This is a genomic window from Dietzia sp. MNB45 (genome assembly GCF_051994785.1).
Taxonomy (GTDB): domain Bacteria; phylum Actinomycetota; class Actinomycetes; order Mycobacteriales; family Mycobacteriaceae; genus Dietzia; species Dietzia kunjamensis.
Genome location: NZ_CP163397.1, coordinates 1341351 through 1361126, shown reverse-complemented (window position 1 = coordinate 1361126; position 19776 = coordinate 1341351). Strand labels below are relative to the sequence as shown.

The window sequence follows — 19776 nt, the reverse complement described above, 5'->3', positions numbered from 1 at the left end:
ACCACCCATCAGAAAGGGACACCACATGGCACGCACCGAGGCCGAGATCATCGCAGGACTGGCGGAGATCGTCGAGGAGGTCACCGGGATCGAACCCTCCGAGGTGACCCCGGAGAAGTCCTTCGTCGACGATCTCGACATCGATTCGCTCTCCATGGTGGAGATCGCCGTGCAGACCGAGGACCGCTACGGGGTGGAGATCCCCGACGAGGACCTCGCCAAGTTGCGTACTGTTCAGGATGCGGTCGACTACATCCAGAAGCTCGACCAGAGCTGACACTCGGCCCCGTGTGCCGGGGCGGGGACGCAGTCAGGGCCGAAGGTGCGGTCGGTGCACCACGTCGAGCCCGCGTCCCCTCCCCCACACAGGGCCCAACAATGATCACCCCGCTCACCGCGGGGTGCCGGGCGAGAGGTCCGGACCGGGACGGGGGTCCCGATCCGAACGCCGATCGCCCACAAGCCAGTCCGGGGGTCCATCGCAGGCGCGCTCTCCCTTCCAGGGACACGCGCCGAGGAAAGGACTGCACATATGACCATCACCAGCCCTGTTGACCAGAACACCCAGATCGACCCTCGAGATCCCGTCGTCCGGCTCGAGAACCTCTTCGACCCGGCTTCGCTCGAGTTCATCACCGAGCCCGACGCCTCCGGCGCCATGGCCGCGCGCGGCCTGATCGACGGCGAACCCACCATCGCGTACGCGACGGACGCCACCGTCATGGGTGGTGCCATGGGCCTGGACGGGTGCCGGCACATCGTGCGTGCCATCGACGTGGCGATCGACGAGCATCTGCCCGTCGTCGGCGTCTGGCACTCGGGTGGGGCGCGACTCGCGGAGGGCGTCGAGGCGCTGCACGCGGTCGGCCTCGTATTCGAGGCCATGGTCCGCGCGTCGGGCCACGTGCCCCAGATCTCCGTCGTGCTCGGGCCCGCCGCCGGCGGCGCCGCCTACGGCCCCGCGCTGACCGACGTCGTCATCATGGCGCCGGCCGGCAAGATCTTCGTCACCGGTCCCGACGTGGTCCGCTCCGTCACCGGCGAGCAGGTCGACATGGAGGGCCTGGGCGGCCAGGACGTGCACCACCGCAAGTCGGGGGTGTGTCACATCGCCGCGACCGACGAGCGTGATGCCCTGCACCGGGCGCGTCGTCTGGTGACCCTGCTGTCCGCGCAGGGCGAGTTCGACCCGCGTGCCCTCGAGGGCGATCACACCGATCTTGCGGGCCTGCTCCCCGACTCACCGAAGCGCGCGTATGACGTCCGTCCTCTCGTCCACGGGCTGCTCGACTCCTCGGAGCTCGATGGCAGCACCACCTTCGAGGAGCTGCAGGCCAAGTGGGCGCCCAGCATCGTGGTGGGCTTCGGCCGGATGTCCGGCCGCACCGTGGGTGTCATCGCCAACAATCCGCTGCGGTTGGGCGGTTGCCTCAACTCGGAGTCCGCGGAGAAGGCCTCGCGGTTCGTCCGGCTCTGCAACGCCTTCGGCGTGCCGCTGGTCGTGATCGTGGACGTCCCCGGTTACCTGCCCGGCGTCTCGCAGGAGTGGGACGGCGTGGTGCGCCGCGGCGCCAAGCTGCTGCACGCGTTCGCCGAGGCCTCGGTCGCCCGGGTCACGCTCGTCACCCGCAAGATCTACGGCGGTGCCTACATCGCGATGAACTCGCGCGCTCTCGGAGCCTCCGCCGTGTTCGCCTGGCCCGACGCCGAGGTCGCGGTGATGGGCGCCAAGGCCGCCGTCGGCATCCTCCACAAGCGGACCCTCGCGGCGGCACCCGAGGACGAGCGGGAGGCCCTGCACGACCGCCTGGCCGATGAGCACGCGGCCATCGCCGGTGGCGTGGGTCGCGCGGTCTCCATCGGTGTGGTCGACGAGGTCATCGAGCCCACCGACACCCGCCGACGCATCGCCGAGGCGCTGGACGCGGCCGCGCACACCCGCGGCCAGCACAAGAACATCCCGCTGTGACCTGACCCCGGCCGGAACCCCTCGGGCAGGATCCGCACCCGACGGCTGCGCCCTCTCCCCGATCTGACGGGAGGGGGCGCAGTCGTGTCCCGGGAGGGCGCGGTGGCCACCCGCAGCCGGTGTCGGGTGCCGCCAGCGTGTCGCGCACACGAGTCAGCGCCCGCCCCGAGAACTGGGGCGGGCGCTGTCCGGAGTGCGGGAGTGCGGTGGTGCGGTGGGTCAGCCGACCCGGGAGAGCCAGGTGACCTCGGCGGCGGCCGGGTGGCCGCGCAGCGGTTCGAGGGCGCGGTCCCAGGCGGTGCCGAGCTCGTCCTCCACCGCGGCATGGAAGGCGGCGGGGCCGGCCTTCATGAGATGCCGGAGCCGGTTCTCGCTGAGCACCACGTCGCCACTGGCGCCCGTCTGCCCCCGCCACATCCCGAGTTCGGGTGTGTGGGAGAAGCGTTCGCCGTCGACGAGGTCGCTCGGGTCCTCGGTGACCTCGAAAGACAGCATCGACCACTTGGCCAGCGAATCGGCCAGACGCGCGCCGGTGCCGACCGGGCCGATCCAGTCGACGATCGCTTTGCGAGCGCCCGGCTGGGCCGGCTGGTCTTCCCAGCGCATGGCTGAGTTGGCGTCGAGCGTGGCTGCGAGAGCCCACTCGACGTGAGGGCATAACGCGGTAGGCGCGGCATGGATGAACACCACGCCGGTCGTCGTATCCGCGAGATAGTTATGGTCAGACATCACTTCACTCCCGACTCACTGAGGGACGTCTTCCCCAACGACCTCACGAAATCGTGTGAATGATGTTGCTTCTGTTGCTTGTAGTTAACACTGTGCCTGAAGTGATCGAATTACACCAGCGACACTTCTCGACTCTCAGCAAAGTTACAGCACGGTGATTCCCGCGCCCGGCACGAGTGCGGGCGTGTCGCGGGTGGCGGACTCACCCGCCGAGCGAGTCCTCTTCGCGCGAACGCCGGGTTGCCGCATCGACCACCCGGTCGGACAGTTCCGGCCACAGCGGCTTGGCCCAGTCGCCGAAGTCGCGGTCGGTGAGCACGATCAGCGCCGTGGAGATCTCCGGTTCGACCCATAGCAGGGTCCCGGACTGCCCGAAGTGCCCGAAGGTCGCGGGCGAGTTGTGCTGCCCGGTCCAGTGGGGGTGCTTGGCGTCGCGGAGTTCGAAGCCCAGCCCCCAGGGGCACGGCTTGTGCATGCCGTACCCGGGCACGATCCCGTCGAGGCCGCGGAACTGTTCGGTCACGGCCTCCTCGAGGGTCTCGGGCGCGAGCAGCCGCGGGGCCACGAGTTCGCGGGCGAACGCGATGAGGTCGGCCAGGCTGGCGGAGGCCCCGTGCCCGGCGGAGCCCTCGAGCGTGGTGGACTCCATGCCCAGCGGCTGACACACCGCCTCGTGGAGGTAGTCGCCGAACGCGATCCCGGTGGCGTCGGCGATGTGGTCGGCCAGCACCTCGAACCCGGCCGAGGAGTAGATCCGCCGTTCCCCCGGCTCGGCGCGGACCTTGTCGCGGTCGGCGAAGTCCAGCCCCGAGGCGTGGGCGAGCAGGTGACGCACCGTGGACCCCTCGGGCCCTGCGGGGTCATCGAGGCCGATGGCCTCCTCCTCGATGGCCAGGAGCGCGGCCACCGCGACGAGGGGCTTGGTCACCGAGGCCAGGCGGTACACGCGGGTGTCGTCGCCGTGGACCGCGAGGGCGCCGTCGGGGCCGACCACCGCGGCCGAGACGGTGCCCACCGGCCAGTCCGTGACCACCGACAGCGCGGTGGAGAGCCTGTCTCGATCGAACTCGTCCGACATCGGTTCCTCCCTGGTTCGCCTGCGACCGGCGGCGCCGGTGTCCGTGACGGCCGCGCCGGTGAGGCGTGGCGGCCGTGCGAGCCAGTCTGTCAGGTCGTGTCGGGTGCCGCGGTCAGGTCCGCGGCACGTCGCGACGCCGAAAGCCGGCCAGCCCCACGGCGACCAGCACGACCGTCACCGTGAGGAGCACGGCCACGCCGATCGCGTTGACGGGGCCGACGGGCGCGGTGCCCACCGCGCCGAACGGGGACAGGCGCATCTGGTCCTCGTCGAGCCGGAGCGTGGGCCCCATGAGGGTGACGACGACGGCGAGGGCGAACGGCGCCCAGGCCAGGACCTGCAGTCTCGGGGATGCGCCGAACAGGCCGATCGAGATCGCGCCGAACACCAGCGCGGCGGGCACATACCACGCCCCGGCGCCGATGATGCGTCCCGCCAGGTCCGGGTCGTCGAGCACGGCGGCGGCGGTGATCCCGAACGCGGCGGCGCCGGCGAGGACCACGACGACGGTGCCGACGGTGACGACCGCGGTGTGGGCGGCGAGCCACGACCACCGCGAACGCCCCGTGGACAGTTCCATCTCGAGTCGCCCGGCGGTCTCCTCGCCGCGCAACCCGGTCAGGGTCTGCAACGCGAACCCGGCCCCGAGGAATCCGCTGAACGCCACCAGCATCTGCACGATGGAATCGACCACGGTGCCCGAATCGCCGAGGAACACGGCGAGGTCGGGGTTGGACATCATCGTCTCGACCACCACGTTCATCAGCGCGCCGTACATGGCCATCAGTGCCACCACGCCGATCGTCCAGCCCGTCAGCGCGCCCAGGTGCTGGTGTACGGCGGTCCCGGTCCGGGACGCCCGCCACCGGGACGCGGTGGCGGGGCCGGTCCGGGCCGGGACCATCCCCTGGCCCACGTCGCGGCGCGCGGCGAGCCACAGCGCGGCCGCGGCGAGCCCGGCCGCGGCGACGACGGCGACGAACAGGGGCACCACGGAGGACTCGCCGAACGGCCGGGTCAGGCCGTGCCAGCCCAGCGGCGAGGTCCAGCTCAACCAGTTGCGGTTGACGTCGCCGATCCCGCGTGTGATCAGGGTCAGTCCGGCCACGGACATCGCCGCCGCCCACACGGTCCGGCTGTGGGCGAACACCTGCGCGAGGACGGCGGTGCCGGCCGCGTACACCCAGCCGGCGGCGACGATGGAGGCCACGTACAGCGCCGCGCCCGCGCGGTCGAGGTCGAGGTCGACGGTGAGGGTCGCCGCCCACAGCGCCAAACCGAGCACGGTGAAGACCCCGGCGACGACGACGAGGGCAGCCGCCGTCGGGGCGAGCCGGCCGACCCGGCCCGCCAGGAGGAGTTCGGACCGTCCGGACTCCTCCTCCTTGCGGGTGGCGCGCGCGGTCAGGGCGATCGCCATGACGGGGATGCCGAAGGCGACCATGAACGAGTACTCGTTCATCATCACGCCGCCGAGGGTGTCGAGCCCGGCCACCCGGCCGGTGAGCATGATCATCGACTCGCCGACCGAGGCGCCGTACGTGGCGAGTTCCTGCGGGGTGTCGTAGAGGGCTGCGATCGACAGCCCGGTGACGAGGTACAGCGCGGCCAGGCCGAGGACCCAGGCGGCCGCGGCCCGCCACCCGGTGCGCAGTGCGATGCGTGCCAGCAGGCCGGTGCCGGCGAACGGCGAGGTCATCGCCGGTCCCCTGTCCGCTCCTCGCCCCCGGTGGCCGCACCCGCCCCGGAGTAGGCGTTGAGGAACAGGTCGTCCAGGCTGGGCGGGGTCGCGGTGAGCGTGTGGATGCCGGCCGCGTGAAGGAGGCCGGTGACCTCCCCCAGCTGCGGGGCCGGCACGTGGCAGCGGACCTCGAACCGACCGTCGGCGGCCTCCTCGATCCGCAGGCCGTCGACCCCCGTCACGCGCCCGAGTGAACCCGGATCGGCGTCGGTGACGGCGTGGACCTCGGTCGTCGTGTGACGCCGCAGATCGGCCAGCGTCCCCGAGGTGACGGTGCGGCCGTCGCGGATGATGCTCACGCGGTCGGCGAGGGTCTCGACCTCGCCCATGATGTGGCTGGACAGCAGCACGGTGGCGCCGCCGTCGACGGCCTCGCGGACGCACTCCTGGAACGTCTGCTCCATGAGCGGGTCCAGGCCGGACGTGGGCTCGTCCAGCACGAGCAGTTCGGCGTCGGAGGCCAGCGCGGCGATCAGCGACACCTTCTGCCGGTTGCCCTTCGAGTAGTCACGTGTGCGCTTGGTCGGGTCCAACCGGAAACGCTCGATCAGCTCGTCCCGACGGCCCGGGTCCAGTCCCCCGAGCGCCCGGCCGAGCAGGTCGATGCACTGGCCGCCCGTCAGCCGCGGCCACAGGGTCACCTCGCCGGGGACGTAGGCGAGCCGGGCGTGGAGTTCGACCGCGTCGCGCCACGGGTCGCCGCCGAACACCGTCGCCCGCCCGGAGTCGGCGCGCATGAGCCCGAGCAGGATCCGGATGGTGGTGGACTTGCCCGACCCGTTGGGTCCGAGGAACCCGTGGACCTCGCCGCGGCGCACGTCCAGGTCCAGCTCGTTCAGGGCCCGGGCGCGGCCGAAGGTCTTGACCAGGCCCTCGACCCGCACCACGCTCTCGTGTTCTGAACGCATGATCAGCTCCTTCGTCCGATTACCCCGATCATCCCAGGGATCCGCGTCACAATGTGGCCATGCGCTCTCCCATGTCCGGCCACCGTGTCTTTTCCCCGTCGATCCCGGATCGCCTGACCAAGGCCGTCATGACCGCTGCCGGATTCCTGCCCGGCCCGCTACTCCGACTCGTGGGCGGGACCCCGCGACGGATGGACGGCCAGGTCCTCGACCCGCACTTCCAGGCCGGGCTCCGGGTCATCTCGATGACGTCCGAGGGCGAATACGAGGATCTGACCATCGAGAAGGCACGTTCGGCCGTCGAGCGGTCGGCGTTCACCGTCTCGGGGAAGAAGATCGACCTCGACGTCGTCACCGACATCGTCCTCCCTCTCGGCGGCACCGACCCGGACCGGGCCGACCTGCCCGCGCGCCTGTACTCGCCGGTCCACGGTGACGAGACGCTGCCCGCACTGGTGTTCTTCCACGGCGGCGGATGGGTGCTCGGCAGCGTCGACTCGCACGACGCGACCTGCCGCTACATCGCCAAGACGGGCCGGCTCAAGGTGATCAGCGTGGACTACCGGCTGGCACCCGAGTTCCGGTTCCCCACCGCGGTCGACGACGCGATCGCCGCGTTCCGGTACGTCCGCGACCACGCCGACGAACTCGGCGTGGACCCGACGCGCATCGCGGTGGGCGGTGACAGCGCCGGCGGCAACCTGGCTGCGGTGGTCTGCCAGCAGACGCGCGACGCCGGGGAGAAGATGCCGGCCTTCCAACTGCTGTTCGTCCCCGCCACCAACATGTCCGCGCGGACCCGCTCGTACGAGATGTTCGGCGACGGCTTCTTCCTCACCCGAGCCAACATGGACTGGTACGAGGAGACCTACATCCGGTCCGACGAGGACCGGCTCGACCCCCGCGCCTCCCCCCTGCTGGCGGAGGACTTCTCGGGACTGCCGCCCGCCCACGTGGCCACGGGCGGGTTCGACCCGCTGCGCGACGAGGGCGAGGCGTACGCCCGGAAGATGGCCGACGCCGGTGTCCCGGTCTCGCTGCGCCGCCACGAGACGCTGGTCCACCCGTTCGTCAACGCCGTCGGGGCCACCCCGCTCGCGCGCTCGGCGCTGTCCGAGGCGGTGGGCGCGATGCGGATGGGGCTGGCGTACTGACCTCGCCACCCGTGTTACCTTGTGATCGCCAGCGAGACCGATCGGTCGCGGGAATCCGGTGCGAATCCGGAACTGACGCGCAGCGGTGAGGGTGATGGCGGGGCACTATGCCACTGGGCCGCACGGTCTGGGAAGGCGCTCCGTCCAGGTGATCCCGAGTCCGAATACCGGCTGGCCCTCGCGGTGACAACCGCCAGGTCATCACCGGGCTTCGCGTTCCAGGCCCGCGACCTCGGAGCACACCCATGCGTTCGTCCACCCTGGTCGCCCTCGCCGGCGTCACCCTTCTCACCCTGACCTCCTGCACCGCCCACGACCCGGCCGCGATCGCCGGCGCGGGCGCCGATCCGATCGAGAACTGCGGGGAGCAGGTGCGGGTCGAGGCCCCGCCCGAACGGGTGGTCTCGCTCAACCAGAGCTCCACCGAGATCCTGTACGCCCTCGGCCTCGGCGACCGGGTGGTCGGCACCGCCACCTGGACCGACCCGGTCCTGCCCGAGTTCGCCGAGGTGAACAGGTCGGTCCCCCGCCTGGCCGACAACGCGCCGTCGATGGAGGCCGTCCTCGACGTGGAGCCGGACTTCGTCACCGCCTCCTTCGGCAGCACCCTCGGGGAGGGCGGGGTCGCGGCCCGCGAGCAGTTCCACGAGCTCGGCGTGGGCACCTACCTGTCCCCGGCCGACTGCGTGGGCAAGGTCGCCGATTCCGGGGACGGCGTCCGCGAAACGCCCTACACCCCGTCCCTGCTGTATCGCGAGATCGCCGAGCTCGCCCGGATCTTCGACGTGGAGCAGGCCGGTGACGAGCTGGTGGCGGACCTGCAGCGCCGGCTCGACGAGGCCGTCGAGAGCGTCGACGCCCGCGGTGTCTCCGCGATGTACTGGTTCGCCAACTCCGAGTCCCCGTACCTGGCCGGCTGCTGCGGGGCCCCCGGCCTCATCTCGACCACCCTGGGCCTGGAGAACGCCTTCGACGACACCACCCAGGAGTGGCCGCAGATCAGCTGGGAGGTCGTGGCCGAGCGCGACCCGGACGTGATCGTCGTGGGCGACCTGACCCGCAAGAGCCAGACCGCCGAGACCGCGGAGGCCAAGATCGCCTACCTCGAGTCCAACCCCGTCACCCGGGAGATGGCCGCGGTCCGGGAGAAGCGATTCATCGACATCACCGGTGCCGAGATGAACCCGTCGCTGCGCACGATCTACGGGGTGGAGACCGTCGCGGCGGGCCTCACCGAGCTGGGCCTCATCACGCCGGGGGCCGGCGCGCCGGACCCGGCCAACTGACCCGATGACCCTCGCACCCGAGAGGACCACCGCCCCGGTGGTCCCGGCGCCACCGCGCCGGCGGCCGCCCCTGCGGCGACCGTCCGCACTGGTCACCCTGTGGCTCGGTGGCCTGGGGCTGCTGGCGGTGTCGACGGCGCTCGTCATCACCATCGGCCCGTCCGGACTCACCGCCACCGACGTCGTCCAGTCCGCCCTGGCCCGCCTCACCGGTTCCGACTCCGGGCTCACGCGGATCCAGGAGGGGATCATCTGGAACCTGCGGCTTCCGCGCACCCTCATGGCGGCCCTGGCCGGGGCGGGGCTCGCATTGTGCGGCGTCATCCTGCAGTCGCTGCTGCGCAACCCGCTGGCCGACCCGTACATCCTCGGCATCTCCTCGGGCGCCTCCACCGGGGCGGTCCTCGTGGTGGTGCTCGGGGTCGGCGCGGGCGCGGTCGGGCTCACCACGGGGGCGTTCGTCGGAGCGCTCGCCGCGTTCGGCTTCGTCCTGGTCCTGGCCTTCGCGTCCGGCGGGACGCCCGACCGGGTGGTGCTGGCGGGGGTCGCGGCGACCCAGCTGTTCTCCGCGGTGACCTCGTTCGTCGTCTACATCGCCGCCGACGCCGAGCAGACCCGCGGCGTGCTGTTCTGGCTGCTCGGCTCGCTGGCCTCCGTCCGCTGGTCGGACGTGGCGGTGTGCGGCGCCGTGGTCCTGCTCGGGGTGGTGGCGTGCCTGCTGCACACCTCCAGCCTCGACGCGTTCACCTTCGGCCAGGACGCGGCGGCCGCCCTCGGCGTCAACGTGGCCCGCACCCGCCTGGTGCTCATGGTGGTGACCGCGCTCGTCACGGCCGTCATCGTGAGCACCTGCGGGGCGATCGGCTTCGTGGGGCTGGTGCTGCCGCACGCCGCGCGCGCCCTGGTCGGGGGCCGGCACCGGGTCCTCGTCCCGACCGCGGCGCTGATGGGCGCCGTGTTCGTCGTGTGGATCGACGCCGTCTCCCGCACCGTGATCGCGCCCCAGGAGTTGCCGATCGGGGTGGCCACCGCACTCATCGGCGTCCCGGCCTTCGTCGGGCTCCTCCTGCGACGGGGACACGGCCGATGACCGCCGCCCCGTCGACGCTCGAGGCGCGCTGTGTCTCGTGGTCCGTGCGCGGCCGGACCATCCTCGACGACGTCACCGTAGCTCCCGCCCCCGGCACGATGGTCGGGGTGCTGGGGCCGAACGGATCCGGCAAGTCGACGCTCCTGCGCATCCTCACGGGCCTGCTCCGGCCCGACACCGGATCGGTGCACCTCGACGGCACGGACATCCGGTCGATCCCCCGCAAACGCCTGTCCCGGCGCGTGGCCCTGGTGGCGCAGGAGGCGACCACCGACCAGAACCCCACGGTCCGGGAGGTCATCGAACTCGGCCGCATCCCCCATCGCGCGGCCTGGTCGGGTCCGGGTCCCGGGGACGACGGGGTGGTGCGGCGCGCGGCGGCCACGACCGGCCTCGGCGACCGCCTGGACCAGCGGTACGCGACGCTGTCCGGCGGCGAGCGGCAGCGGGTGCAGATCGCGCGGGCCCTGGCCCAGGAGCCCGGTGTGCTGGTCCTCGACGAGCCGACCAACCACCTCGACATCCGCCACCAGCTCGACCTGCTGGCCCTGGTCCGCGCCACGGACACCACGGTGATCGCGGCCCTGCACGATCTCACTCTGGCGGCCACGTTCTGCGACCATCTGATCGTGTTGTCCGGTGGGCGACTCGTGACCGGCGGCGTGCCCCACGAGGTGCTCACCGCCGACCTGATCCGGGAGGTGTACGGAGTGGAGGCCGAGGTGACCCACGACGGGCGGGGGGCGCATGTCCGCTATCTCGCGCGCTGACCCGCGTGCGCGTCGCGGGGGCCGCGCGAGCGCGATGCCTACCCGCGCGGCAGGCATCGCGGCCGGGTTCGCCCTCGACCGCCTCGTCGGCGACCCGGGGCGGTTCCACCCCGTCGCGGGCTTCGGCCGGGTCGCGCTCGCCGTGGAGTCGCGACTCCTGCGACCCGGCCGGACGGCCAACGCCCAGAGAGCGGCGGGCCTGCTGTTCACCGGCGTCCTCGTGGGGGGCACGGCTGCGACGGTGACGGTCGTCCGCCGTCTGGCCGGGAGGAACCTCGCGGCGGCCGTGGTGTGGGACGCGGCCGTGGTGTGGTCGTGCCTGGGCGGGTCCTCGTTGCTCGCGGTCGCGCGGCGGCAGGGTGACCTTCTCGTCCGGGGCGATCACGCGGGTTCCCGGGACCTGTTGCCGTGGTTGTGCGGACGGGATCCGGCCGCGCTCGGCCCGGAGGATCTCGCGCGAGCGGTCGTCGAGTCGGTCGCGGAGAACACCTCCGATGCGGCGGTGGCGACGCTGTTCTGGGCCGCGGTGGCGGGTTCGCCCGGCGCCGCCGTCCACCGCGCGGCCAACACGCTCGACGCGATGGTGGGTCACCGTTCGGAGCGGTACCGCCACTTCGGCACCGCCGCCGCTCGGCTCGACGACGTGCTGGGGTTCCTGCCGGCCCGGGTGGCCGGCGCGCTCGGGGTGGTCTGCGCCCCGACCGTGGGCGGGAGCCCCGCCGGCGCCCTGAGGGCGTGGCTCCGTGACGCACCGGCGCACCCGAGCCCGAACGCCGGGGTCGTCGAAGCCGTGTGCGCGGGCGCGCTCCGGGTCAGGCTCGGCGGGCCCACGCCCTACCCGTACGGGATGGAGGACCGGGCGGTCCTCGGCGACGGCCGGTCGGTCCGGGCCGACGACATCAGCCGCGCGATCCTCCTGCACGACCGCGTCCAGGCGGTCACCGCCGTGCTGGCCGTGCTGGGTGTGGTCGCACGCTCCTGTCGATGAACTCCCGCGTGCGGATCGGCGCGGGAGGGCGTCCATCGACGGCGGCGGCGGGGCCTGATCCGTCGCCGCCCACACCGCTCAGGCGTGGGCCATCATCTGCCCTGCCAGCCCGGCGACCGCCCCGATCACGGTGATCGCGGGCGGCGCGACCTGAGCCTCGGCCGCCTGCCGCGCGATCGTCGCCAGCGTCCCGTGCAGGACGCGCTCGGCCGGGGTGGAGCCGTTCTCGACCAGCACAGCCGGGGTGTCCCCGGGCATCCCCTCGGCCAGGAGTTCGGCGGTGATGGCGGGCAGGGTCGTGACCGCCATGAGCAGCACGAGCGTGGTCCCGGATCGGGCGAGCGCGCCGTAGTCGAGGGTCGAGTGCGGACTGTCGGGCGGGACGTGGCCGGAGATCACCGACACGCCCTGCGAGAGCCCGCGGTGGGTGGCCGGGACGCCGGCGAGGGCCGGAACCGACAGTGCCGAGGTGACGCCCGGGATCACGGTGACGGGCACCCCGGCCGCTGTGCACGCGAGGTGCTCCTCGGCGCCGCGGCCGAACAGGAAGCTGTCGCCGCCCTTGAGTCGGACGACGGTGCGCCCGCGCCGCGCGTGCTCGACGAGGATCCGGTTGATCTCCTCCTGCGGGGTCGCCGGACCGAAGGGCACCTTGCCCACGTCGATCACCTCGATGCCGGGGTCGAGCTCGTCGAGGATCGACACCGGTCCCAGGCGGTCGGTCACCACCACGTCGGCGGTGCGGACGGCGTCGAGGCCGGCCACGGTCATCAGCCCCGGGTCCCCCGGCCCGCCGCCGACCAGCACGACCCGGCCCGCGCAGTCCCGCGCGACCGTGGCGCCGGCGCTGTCCTTCCCGCCGGTCGTCCCGGCCGTCGCCCCGGCGGTGTCCTTCTCAGCCGTCATCGGGCCGTCGTCCCTTCTCCGCGTCGCAGTAGATACACGTCCATCACCCAGCCGTGCTCGTCGCGCAGCCGCTCGCGGTGCGCGCGCAGGTCCGGCAGGACGTCGCCCACGCGGCCCGCGACGAGCGTCTCGCCGGCGTCGCCGAGGTTCCCGCCCCACCAGATGTTCCAGTCGGCCAGGTCATCGAGCGGCAGGTCGCCGTTGAGCATCACCACCACGTTGTCGGCGCCGGCGGCCACGACCTCGCGCAGCCGGCGACCGGTGGTCACGGTGACCGTGCCGCCGATCTCGTGCAGGACCAGACGGTGGCGCGCGGCCAGGACCTGGAGCGCGGAGATCCCGGGCACGACCTCCACCTCCAGGTCCAGCGCACCGCGCTCGGCGATCCGGTCGAGGATCCTCAGCGTGGAGTCGTAGAACGCCGGGTCGCCCCACACGGGGATCGCCACATCGCCGGGCCGGGAGGCCACGACGCGTTCCCAGGCCAGGGAGCGGGCCTCGTGCCAGTCCGTCACCACCCCGCGATACCCGGCGTCGGAGGAGGTCGACGACGACGAGCGGTCCCTCTCCGGATCGGGCACACCCACCAACTCGACGCCCGGCGCGTGGCGGGCGAGCAGCTGCGCGCGGAGATCGACCAACGGGTCGGCCGGGCCTTTGACGGCCGCGAGGGCGTAGTCGCTGGCGCGCAGGGCCCGGGCGGCCTCGACCGTGATCTGGTCGAGCCCGCCCGAGCCGATGCCCACGACCCGCACCCGCCTGCGGCCGGTGGGGAACTCAGTCACCGTGGGACTCCTCGAGATCGCCCTCCACGTCGAGGTAGACCTGCCGCATCCGATCCATGATGTCCGCGTCGGGCTCGGCCCACATCCCGCGGTCGGCGGCCTCGGAGAGCCGCTCGATCATCCCGCGCAGCGCCCACGGGTTGGACCGGCGCAGGAACTCCTGGTTGGTCTCGTCCAGGACGTACTCGCGGGCGAGCGAGTCGTACATCCAGTCGTGGACCACGCCGGCGGTGGCGTCGAACCCGAAGAGGTAGTCCACCGTGGCCGCCAGCTCGAACGCCCCCTTGTAGCCGTGCCGCTGCATGGCCGCGATCCACCGCGGGTTCACCACGCGGGCGCGGAATACCCGCGTTGTCTCCTCCGCCAGCGACCGGGTGCGCACGGCATCAGGCGTGGTCGAGTCGCCCACATAGGCGCGCGGCTCGGCGCCGGTGAGCGCGCGGACGGTGGCGATCATCCCGCCGTGGTACTGGAAGTAGTCGTCCGAGTCGGCGATGTCGTGCTCGCGGGTGTCGATGTTCTTCGCGGCGACCGCGATGCGCCGGTAGTTGGTGCGCATGTCGTCGGCCGCGGGGACTCCGTCGAGGTCGCGGCCGTAGGCGTACCCGCCCCAGCGGGTGTAGACCTCGGCCAGGTCTCGGTCGTCGCGCCAGTTGCCCGCCTCGATGGTCTGCAGGATCCCGGCGCCGTACGAGCCGGGTGCGGAGCCGAAGATGCGGGTGGTGGCCCGGCGGTGGTCGGAGTGCTCGGTCAGATCGGCCCGCGTGTGGGCGGCGACGAAGTTGTGTTCGTCGGGCTCGTCCAGCTCGGCGACCATCCGCACGGCGTCGTCGAGCATCCCGATGACGTGCGGGAACGCATCGCGGAAGAAGCCCGAGATGCGCACGGTCACGTCGACGCGCGGGCGGCCCAGCTCCTCGGACGGGACCACCTCCAGACCCGTGACCCGGCGGGAGGCCTCATCCCACTCGGGGCGGACGCCCAGCAGGGCCAGGACCTCGGCGATGTCGTCGCCCGAGGTGCGCATGGCCGAGGTGCCCCAGATCGACAGCCCCACCGAGCTCGGGTACTCCCCGGTCTCGGCGACGTGCCGGTCCAGCAGCGAGTCCGCCATGGCCTGACCGGTCTCCCACGCCAGCCGCGACGGGACGGCGCGCGGGTCCACCGTGTAGAAGTTCCGGCCCGTGGGCAGCACATTGACCAGGCCCCGAAGGGGGGATCCCGAGGGCCCGGCTGGGATGAACCCGCCGTCCAGGGCGTGCATGACGGCGTCCAGCTCGTCGACAGTGGCGGCCAGGCGCGGCACCACCTCACGGGCGGCGAACTCGAGCACCTGCGCGACCTCGTCGTCGTTGTCGCCGTCGTCGTTGTCGTCGTCGTTGTCGTCGTCGCCCTCGGACGCGCCGTCGCCCGCCCCACCCGCGGTGAGGCCCGCGGCGGCGAGGACGTCGGGCACCGCGGCGACGTCCCACTCCCGCGCGTCCATCCCCTCGACCAGCGCCTTGGCGAGCGCCTCGACCCGGTCGACCTCCTCGGTCGGCGCGCCCTCGGCCAGCCCGAGTGCGCGACGCAGGCCCGGAACCGCCCCGGACTCGCCGCCCCACACCTGCGAGGCCCGCAGGATCGCCAGCACCAGGTTGACGCGCGCCTCGCCCGCGGGCGCCTGGCCAAGGACGTGCAGGCCGTCGCGGATCTGGACGTCCTTGATCTCGCACAGCCAGCCGTCGACGTGGAGGAGGAAGTCGTCGAACTCCTCGTCGTCGGGCCGCTGCTCGAGGCCCAGGTCCTCGTGCATGTGCGCGGACTGCATGAGGGTCCAGATCTGCGCGCGAATGGCCGGGAGCTTGGCCGGGTCCATCGACGCGATGTTCCCGTACTCGTCGAGCAGCTGCTCCAGGCGGGCGATGTCTCCGTACGACTCCGCGCGGGCCATCGGCGGGACCAGGTGGTCGACGATCGTCGCGTGCGCACGGCGCTTGGCCTGCGCGCCCTCGCCGGGGTCGTTGACGAGGAACGGGTAGATCAGCGGCAGGTCGGCGATCGCCGCGTCGGTGGCACAGTCCGCCGAGAGCGCGGCGTTCTTGCCCGGCAGCCACTCCAGCGAGCCGTGCTTGCCGATGTGCACCAGCGCGTGCGCCCCGAAACCGCGGGCGAGCCAGCGGTAGGCGGCCAGGTAGTGGTGGGACGGCGCGAGCTCGGGGTCGTGATAGATGGCGACCGGGTTCTCGCCGAATCCGCGGGGCGGCTGGATCAACAGGACGACGTTGCCGGCCTGGATGGTGGCCAGGACGATCTCTCCGGCGTCGTTGACGAACAGCTCGCCCGGCGCGGGCCCCCACGCCTCGACCATCTCCGCGCGCAGCGTCTCGGGCAGGTCCGCGGTCCAGCGCAGGTAGTCGTCGGTGGAGATCCGCACGTGGCTGTCGGTGAGCTGGGCGCTGGTGAGCCACTCCTCGTCCTGCCCGCCCGCGGCGATGAGCGCGTGGATAAGGGCGTCGCCGGCGGCGGTGTCGTCGGCGTAGTCCCCGGCGGTGTCCAGGAACCGGGCGATGGGGCCGTCGTCCGGGCCCAGGTCGTAGCCCTCGTCGCGCATCCGGCGCAGCAGGCGGATGGTCGAGACCGGGGTGTCCAGGCCGACGGCGTTGCCGATGCGGGAGTGCTTGGTCGGATAGGCCGACAGGACCAGCGCGACCTTGCGGTCGGCGGGCGCCACATGGCGCAGCCGCGCGTGGGCCACGGCGATCCCGGCGACGCGCGCGCACCGCTCCGGATCGGCCACGTAGCGGGGCAGGCCGTCGGCGTCGATCTCCTTGAACGAGAACGGCGCGGTGATGATCCGGCCGTCGAACTCGGGGATCGCGATCTGGTTGGCGGAGTCCAGCGGGTTGACGCCGTCGTCTGAGGCAGCCCAGTCTTCCCGGCTCCACGTCAGGCACAGGCCCTGCAGGACGGGAATGTCCAGCGCGGCGATGCGCTCGACGTCCCACGTCTCGTCCTCGCCGCCCGCACTCACCGCACCGGGCGTGGTGCCGCCGGCGGCGAGGACCGTGACGACCAGCGCGTCCAGTGAGCCGAGCGCGTCGAACAGCTCGTCGGGGGCCGAGCGCAGGGAGCCGGCGAAGACCGGCACTCCCACCGCGCCAGCGGCGTCGATCGCGTCGGCCAGCGAGTGGGCGAATCCGGAGTTCCCGCTCACCTCGTGGGCGCGGTAGTAGAGCACGCCCACGCGGGGCAGGCCGGGGGCTTCCGTCGTGTCCGGCCGCGGCGGCATCCCCCACACCGGCACGCTGACCGGCGGCTCGAACCCGGCGCCGGTGAGCAGCACGGTGTCGGCCAGGAACGCGTGCAGCTGCGCGAGGTTGCCCGGGCCGCCCTCGGCGAGATAGCGGTGCGCCTCGGCCGCGGTGCCGATCGGGACCGTGGACAGCTCCATCAGGTCTGCGTCGGGGGTCTGCTCCCCACCCAGGACCACCACCGGGACGCCCGCGCCGAGCACGGCGGCGAACCCGGCCTCCCACGATCGCCGCGAGCCGAGGATGCGGACCACCACCAGGTCGGCGCCGTCGAGCAGTTCGGGCAGATTCGCCTCGACGTCGAGTCGGGACGGGTTGCCGAGCGACCAATCCGCGCGGGATTCCCGCGCGGAGAGCAGGTCCGTGTCGGAGGTGGACAACAGGGTGATGCGGGGCACGTCGTGCTGTGCCGAGGCGTCATCAGGGGACGCCGAACGCCGGTCGGGGCGCATGTTCTTCTCCAAACCCTCGTGGAACATGTCGCCGTGGCCGGTCTCCTGGCTTCCGCATCAATGCCGCGCGACCGACCTTCCCGGACCCGTGGATCCAGTGGTCTCCGCCCCGTGAGGGACGGACGAGGGGGCGCGACTCCGCGACTACAGTGGCGAGGGCCGCGCCGGCTTTTCCTCCGGCTTCCCGAACACCACGGCACGGGCGAGCCTATCCGGCGCACCCCGCCCGTGGCCGCCCGGCTGCCGCGCGAGGCCCAGGAGCGCCCCGACCGGCTGCCTCGCGTCAGCCGGGGACGGCCATCCCGGTCAGGGGAAGTCCACCACCGCGAGGTTGAGCGGCAGCTCGCCTCTCCGCGGCTCCGGCGAGAGGGTCGCCTCGTCGACGAAGGTGCCGGACAGGAAGTCGTCGGCGTCGGCGATCCGCTGCGGCGGGACCTGCCCGGCGTAGTCGAACCCCTTCAGCTCGTACGGCAGCGAGTCGGCCTCGAGCAGGCTCGGCCCGTCCATGAGCTGGAAGTGAAGGTGCGAGGCGTTGGCATTGCCGGTGTTCCCGAGCTTGCCGAGCACCTGGCCCTCGGTCACCGTGTCGCCGGGTTTCACCGTGACCGAGCCGGAGATCATGTGTGCGTACATCGCGTACACGCCGTCGCCGAGGTCGAGCACCACGTGGTTGCCGTCCACGTTCTCGACGGTGAGCTTCGAGGCCAGGTCCGGGTTGCTCGCGGGCAGGACCCCCGGCGCGTTGGCCTCCATACCGTCGAGGACCGAGACGACGGTGGCGTCGGCGACGGCGAGGATCTCGGCGCCGTAGTCCACGTAGCTCTCGTTGTGGTTCCTGTCGCCGGTGTAGAACTCGCCCTGGTCGTTGGTGCGCTTCCAGTCGATCGCGAAGCGCTGGCTGTTGTTGAGTTTGCCGTTGACCGACATCACCGAACTGCGGTGCGGGAAGCCCGGTTCGCAACATCCGTTGAGGGCCACCCAGTTCTCGCCCCGCACGGGCGGAGCGATGACCGGCACGGTGCGGGTGGAGAAGGCGACCGGCGTCGTGAGGTAGTCGATGGGCCCTGGCTCCCCGAACGCCGGCGAGGCGGCGCCGGTCCCGTAGAGGTGGTGCAGCACCGCGTCCGGGGCCTGGTCGAGCGAGTCGAGGGTGAAGTCGATGAACACGACCCGGCTCTCCTGCGGCGGGATCTGCGCGGTGTCGACGTACCCGGCGGGCAGGTCCCGTAGGCGGTTGCAGTCGCCGAAGACGCAGTCCGGGTCCACGAGAGCGGCGGCGGAGAAGCTGGCGATGACCTTGGTGGGATCGGCGCCGTCCACCACGTCGATCTTGTCCACGCTCGCCGGCACCTTGGTGGCGTTGGTGAGCTGCAGGTCGTAGGCCACGTGGTACTTGCCGTCGGTGCCCTTGAACGGCAGCGGCGGGCTCCCGATGGGGACCACGGTGATCGCGGTGAACGCGTCCGGGACGGTCACCCCAGCGACGGACCCGGCGGCCGGTGATGCCGTGGTGGTGGTGGCCGCTTCGGCGGCGGCGGGTTCGGTGGCGGCGTCCGACGAGCACCCGGCCGCGACCAGTGCGACTGCGGTGAGGGCGGAGGCGAGAAGGGTGGGTACGCGGCGAGGTGTCACGCTGGAGCTCCGTTTCTTCAGTTGTGAAGAAAAAACTTACCATCTGCCATCTGGGAAAAGTACACCCTCGATGGGCTGCCACAATGGCCGTCGTGAGCATCAGCGAACCCACCCGCCGGACCCGTGGCGACCTGTGCCCGGGCGTCCTGCGGCCGTGGCCGGCCTCCGACGGCGCCCTGGTCCGGCTGCGCGTGCCGGGCGGCCGCGTGTCGCCAGCGGCCCTGTCCGCCCTGCACGGGGTCGCCGTGAGATACGGCGACGACGACAACGTGCACGTCACGACACGCGCGAACCTGCAACTGCGGGCTCTGCCGATCGGTCCGGACGGGCAGCTGCCCGGCGAGGTGGTGGCGGCGATCGCGGAGACGGGCCTGCTCCCCGCGCCCGGGCACGAGCTGGTGCGCAACGTCCTCGTCTCGCCGCTGACGGGCCTGGGCGAGTCGTTCGGCGGGCAGGCCCGGGGCCGCGCGGACCTGCGGCCGGTGACCGAGGCGCTGGACGCCGGGCTGCTGGCCGATCCCGCGCTCGGCGGCTTGCCGGGCCGGTTCTTGTTCGTCCTGGACGACGGCCGCGGGGACCTGCTCGAGCGCTCCTGCGATCTGGGCCTGGTCGCCTTGGATGCCGACATCGCGCAGCTGCGGGTGGGTGAGCAGTGGTCGGACGTCGTGCCGCTGACTGACGCCGCCGAGCGGCTGGTCGAGCTGGCCCGCGAGTTCGTCGACGCCCGCGGCACCGGGCCGGACGCCCCGTGGCACGTGCGGGAACTGCCAACCCCCCTCGCCGCCGCCCACCCCGTGGACGACCGGCTCCCGAGCCCGGCCCCGGCGCTCCCGTATGGGCCGGTCGCGGGGTCGGCGGGGCGGATCGAGCACGTCGAAGCGCCGGACGGGATCCTCGACCGCCACCTCATCGCCCGGCTCACCGGCGGCGACGTCGACGAGCTCATCGTGACCCCGTGGCGCGGGGTGCTGGCCGTCCGCGAGTAGGCTGCGGGC

The 19776-nt window shown here is 72.4% G+C and carries 16 protein-coding genes and 2 riboswitches; of the genes, 8 read left to right on the top strand and 8 right to left on the bottom strand.

Annotated elements, in window-relative coordinates; translation table 11 throughout:
• Positions 1-25 precede the first annotated feature (25 nt).
• Together acpM and AB5G72_RS06635 are read left to right on the top strand one after the other, a co-directional pair.
• Complete coding sequence (acpM, locus tag AB5G72_RS06640) at positions 26-277, top strand: meromycolate extension acyl carrier protein AcpM (protein ID WP_067714230.1); 252 nt, start codon at positions 26-28, stop codon at positions 275-277.
• A 255-nt stretch (positions 278-532) separates the two neighbouring features.
• On the top strand, positions 533-1969 hold the full coding sequence (locus AB5G72_RS06635; protein ID WP_096905695.1) for an acyl-CoA carboxylase subunit beta: 1437 nt from the start codon (positions 533-535) through the stop codon (positions 1967-1969).
• Positions 1970-2188: 219 nt separating this feature from the next.
• On the opposite strand, the gene AB5G72_RS06630 is transcribed toward AB5G72_RS06635, so the two are convergent.
• The 4 genes from AB5G72_RS06630 to AB5G72_RS06615 all read right to left on the bottom strand — a co-directional run bounded on the left by AB5G72_RS06630 (position 2189) and on the right by AB5G72_RS06615 (position 6425).
• Positions 2189-2698: a DUF3145 domain-containing protein gene (locus AB5G72_RS06630; protein WP_067714234.1), complete on the bottom strand. Its 510-nt coding sequence runs from the start codon at positions 2696-2698 to the stop codon at positions 2189-2191.
• Positions 2699-2900: 202 nt separating this feature from the next.
• Positions 2901-3776 carry a serine hydrolase domain-containing protein gene (locus tag AB5G72_RS06625; RefSeq protein WP_317470721.1) on the bottom strand — a complete coding sequence of 292 codons (876 nt, stop codon included), beginning with the start codon at positions 3774-3776 and terminating at the stop codon, positions 2901-2903.
• A gap of 112 nt (positions 3777-3888) precedes the next feature.
• Positions 3889-5475: an ABC transporter permease gene (locus AB5G72_RS06620; protein WP_440221271.1), complete on the bottom strand. Its 1587-nt coding sequence runs from the start codon at positions 5473-5475 to the stop codon at positions 3889-3891.
• Positions 5472-6425 carry an ABC transporter ATP-binding protein gene (locus tag AB5G72_RS06615; protein ID WP_317470719.1) on the bottom strand — a complete coding sequence of 318 codons (954 nt, stop codon included), beginning with the start codon at positions 6423-6425 and terminating at the stop codon, positions 5472-5474. The genes AB5G72_RS06620 and AB5G72_RS06615 overlap by 4 nt, the downstream gene beginning before the upstream one ends.
• 59 nt (positions 6426-6484) lie before the next feature.
• Between AB5G72_RS06615 and AB5G72_RS06610 the strand changes: the two genes are divergently transcribed.
• The 5 genes from AB5G72_RS06610 (at position 6485) to AB5G72_RS06590 (ending at position 11713) form a co-directional block, all read left to right on the top strand.
• Positions 6485-7579: an alpha/beta hydrolase gene (locus AB5G72_RS06610; protein ID WP_317470718.1), complete on the top strand. Its 1095-nt coding sequence runs from the start codon at positions 6485-6487 to the stop codon at positions 7577-7579.
• Between the two features lie 12 nt (positions 7580-7591).
• Positions 7592-7769: riboswitch (cobalamin riboswitch) on the top strand.
• A 55-nt stretch (positions 7770-7824) separates the two neighbouring features.
• Entirely contained in the window at positions 7825-8865 is a 1041-nt protein-coding gene (locus AB5G72_RS06605) for an ABC transporter substrate-binding protein (protein WP_440221270.1), read from the top strand.
• Between the two features lie 4 nt (positions 8866-8869).
• The gene (locus AB5G72_RS06600) at positions 8870-9955 is read left to right on the top strand and encodes a FecCD family ABC transporter permease (RefSeq protein ID WP_317470716.1); all 1086 of its coding nucleotides are present in this window, start codon (positions 8870-8872) and stop codon (positions 9953-9955) included.
• Positions 9952-10725, top strand: coding sequence for an ABC transporter ATP-binding protein (locus tag AB5G72_RS06595; RefSeq protein WP_120285763.1), 774 nt, complete (start codon positions 9952-9954; stop codon positions 10723-10725). The genes AB5G72_RS06600 and AB5G72_RS06595 overlap by 4 nt, the downstream gene beginning before the upstream one ends.
• Before the next feature lie 34 nt (positions 10726-10759).
• On the top strand, positions 10760-11713 hold the full coding sequence (locus AB5G72_RS06590; protein WP_317470715.1) for a cobalamin biosynthesis protein: 954 nt from the start codon (positions 10760-10762) through the stop codon (positions 11711-11713).
• Between the two features lie 78 nt (positions 11714-11791).
• Here the strand turns inward: AB5G72_RS06590 and cobA are convergent, their stop codons facing one another.
• From cobA to AB5G72_RS06570, 4 genes are all read right to left on the bottom strand, one after another.
• The gene (gene cobA / locus AB5G72_RS06585; protein WP_317470714.1) at positions 11792-12619 is read right to left on the bottom strand and encodes a uroporphyrinogen-III C-methyltransferase; all 828 of its coding nucleotides are present in this window, start codon (positions 12617-12619) and stop codon (positions 11792-11794) included.
• Positions 12616-13404 carry a precorrin-6A synthase (deacetylating) gene (cobF, locus tag AB5G72_RS06580; RefSeq protein WP_132061904.1) on the bottom strand — a complete coding sequence of 263 codons (789 nt, stop codon included), beginning with the start codon at positions 13402-13404 and terminating at the stop codon, positions 12616-12618. Before cobF ends, cobA begins: the two co-directional genes overlap by 4 nt.
• On the bottom strand, positions 13397-17095 hold the full coding sequence (gene cobN, locus AB5G72_RS06575; RefSeq protein WP_440221474.1) for a cobaltochelatase subunit CobN: 3699 nt from the start codon (positions 17093-17095) through the stop codon (positions 13397-13399). Before cobN ends, cobF begins: the two co-directional genes overlap by 8 nt.
• Before the next feature lie 72 nt (positions 17096-17167).
• Positions 17168-17360: riboswitch (cobalamin riboswitch) on the bottom strand.
• A gap of 95 nt (positions 17361-17455) precedes the next feature.
• Positions 17456-18781 (bottom strand): M23 family metallopeptidase, encoded by a 1326-nt coding sequence (locus tag AB5G72_RS06570; RefSeq protein WP_120285761.1) that lies wholly within the window; start codon positions 18779-18781, stop codon positions 17456-17458.
• A gap of 92 nt (positions 18782-18873) precedes the next feature.
• On the opposite strand from AB5G72_RS06570, the gene AB5G72_RS06565 reads away from it, so the two are divergent.
• Complete coding sequence (locus AB5G72_RS06565) at positions 18874-19767, top strand: nitrite reductase (protein WP_120285909.1); 894 nt, start codon at positions 18874-18876, stop codon at positions 19765-19767.
• Positions 19768-19776: the final 9 nt, after the last annotated feature.

Bases quoted from the DNA above. Each gene is read 5' to 3' on its own strand.
- AB5G72_RS06615 (WP_317470719.1), bottom strand. From the start codon at position 6,425: ATGCGTTCAGAACACGAGAGCGTGGTGCGGGTCGAGGGCCTGGTCAAG.
- AB5G72_RS06630 (WP_067714234.1), bottom strand. From the start codon at position 2,698: ATGTCTGACCATAACTATCTCGCGGATACGACGACCGGCGTGGTGTTC.
- AB5G72_RS06610 (WP_317470718.1), top strand. From the start codon at position 6,485: ATGCGCTCTCCCATGTCCGGCCACCGTGTCTTTTCCCCGTCGATCCCG.
- acpM (WP_067714230.1), top strand. From the start codon at position 26: ATGGCACGCACCGAGGCCGAGATCATCGCAGGACTGGCGGAGATCGTC.
- cobA (WP_317470714.1), bottom strand. From the start codon at position 12,619: ATGACGGCTGAGAAGGACACCGCCGGGGCGACGGCCGGGACGACCGGC.
- AB5G72_RS06620 (WP_440221271.1), bottom strand. From the start codon at position 5,475: ATGACCTCGCCGTTCGCCGGCACCGGCCTGCTGGCACGCATCGCACTG.
- AB5G72_RS06625 (WP_317470721.1), bottom strand. From the start codon at position 3,776: ATGTCGGACGAGTTCGATCGAGACAGGCTCTCCACCGCGCTGTCGGTG.
- AB5G72_RS06635 (WP_096905695.1), top strand. From the start codon at position 533: ATGACCATCACCAGCCCTGTTGACCAGAACACCCAGATCGACCCTCGA.
- AB5G72_RS06600 (WP_317470716.1), top strand. From the start codon at position 8,870: ATGACCCTCGCACCCGAGAGGACCACCGCCCCGGTGGTCCCGGCGCCA.
- AB5G72_RS06590 (WP_317470715.1), top strand. From the start codon at position 10,760: ATGCCTACCCGCGCGGCAGGCATCGCGGCCGGGTTCGCCCTCGACCGC.
- AB5G72_RS06595 (WP_120285763.1), top strand. From the start codon at position 9,952: ATGACCGCCGCCCCGTCGACGCTCGAGGCGCGCTGTGTCTCGTGGTCC.
- AB5G72_RS06605 (WP_440221270.1), top strand. From the start codon at position 7,825: ATGCGTTCGTCCACCCTGGTCGCCCTCGCCGGCGTCACCCTTCTCACC.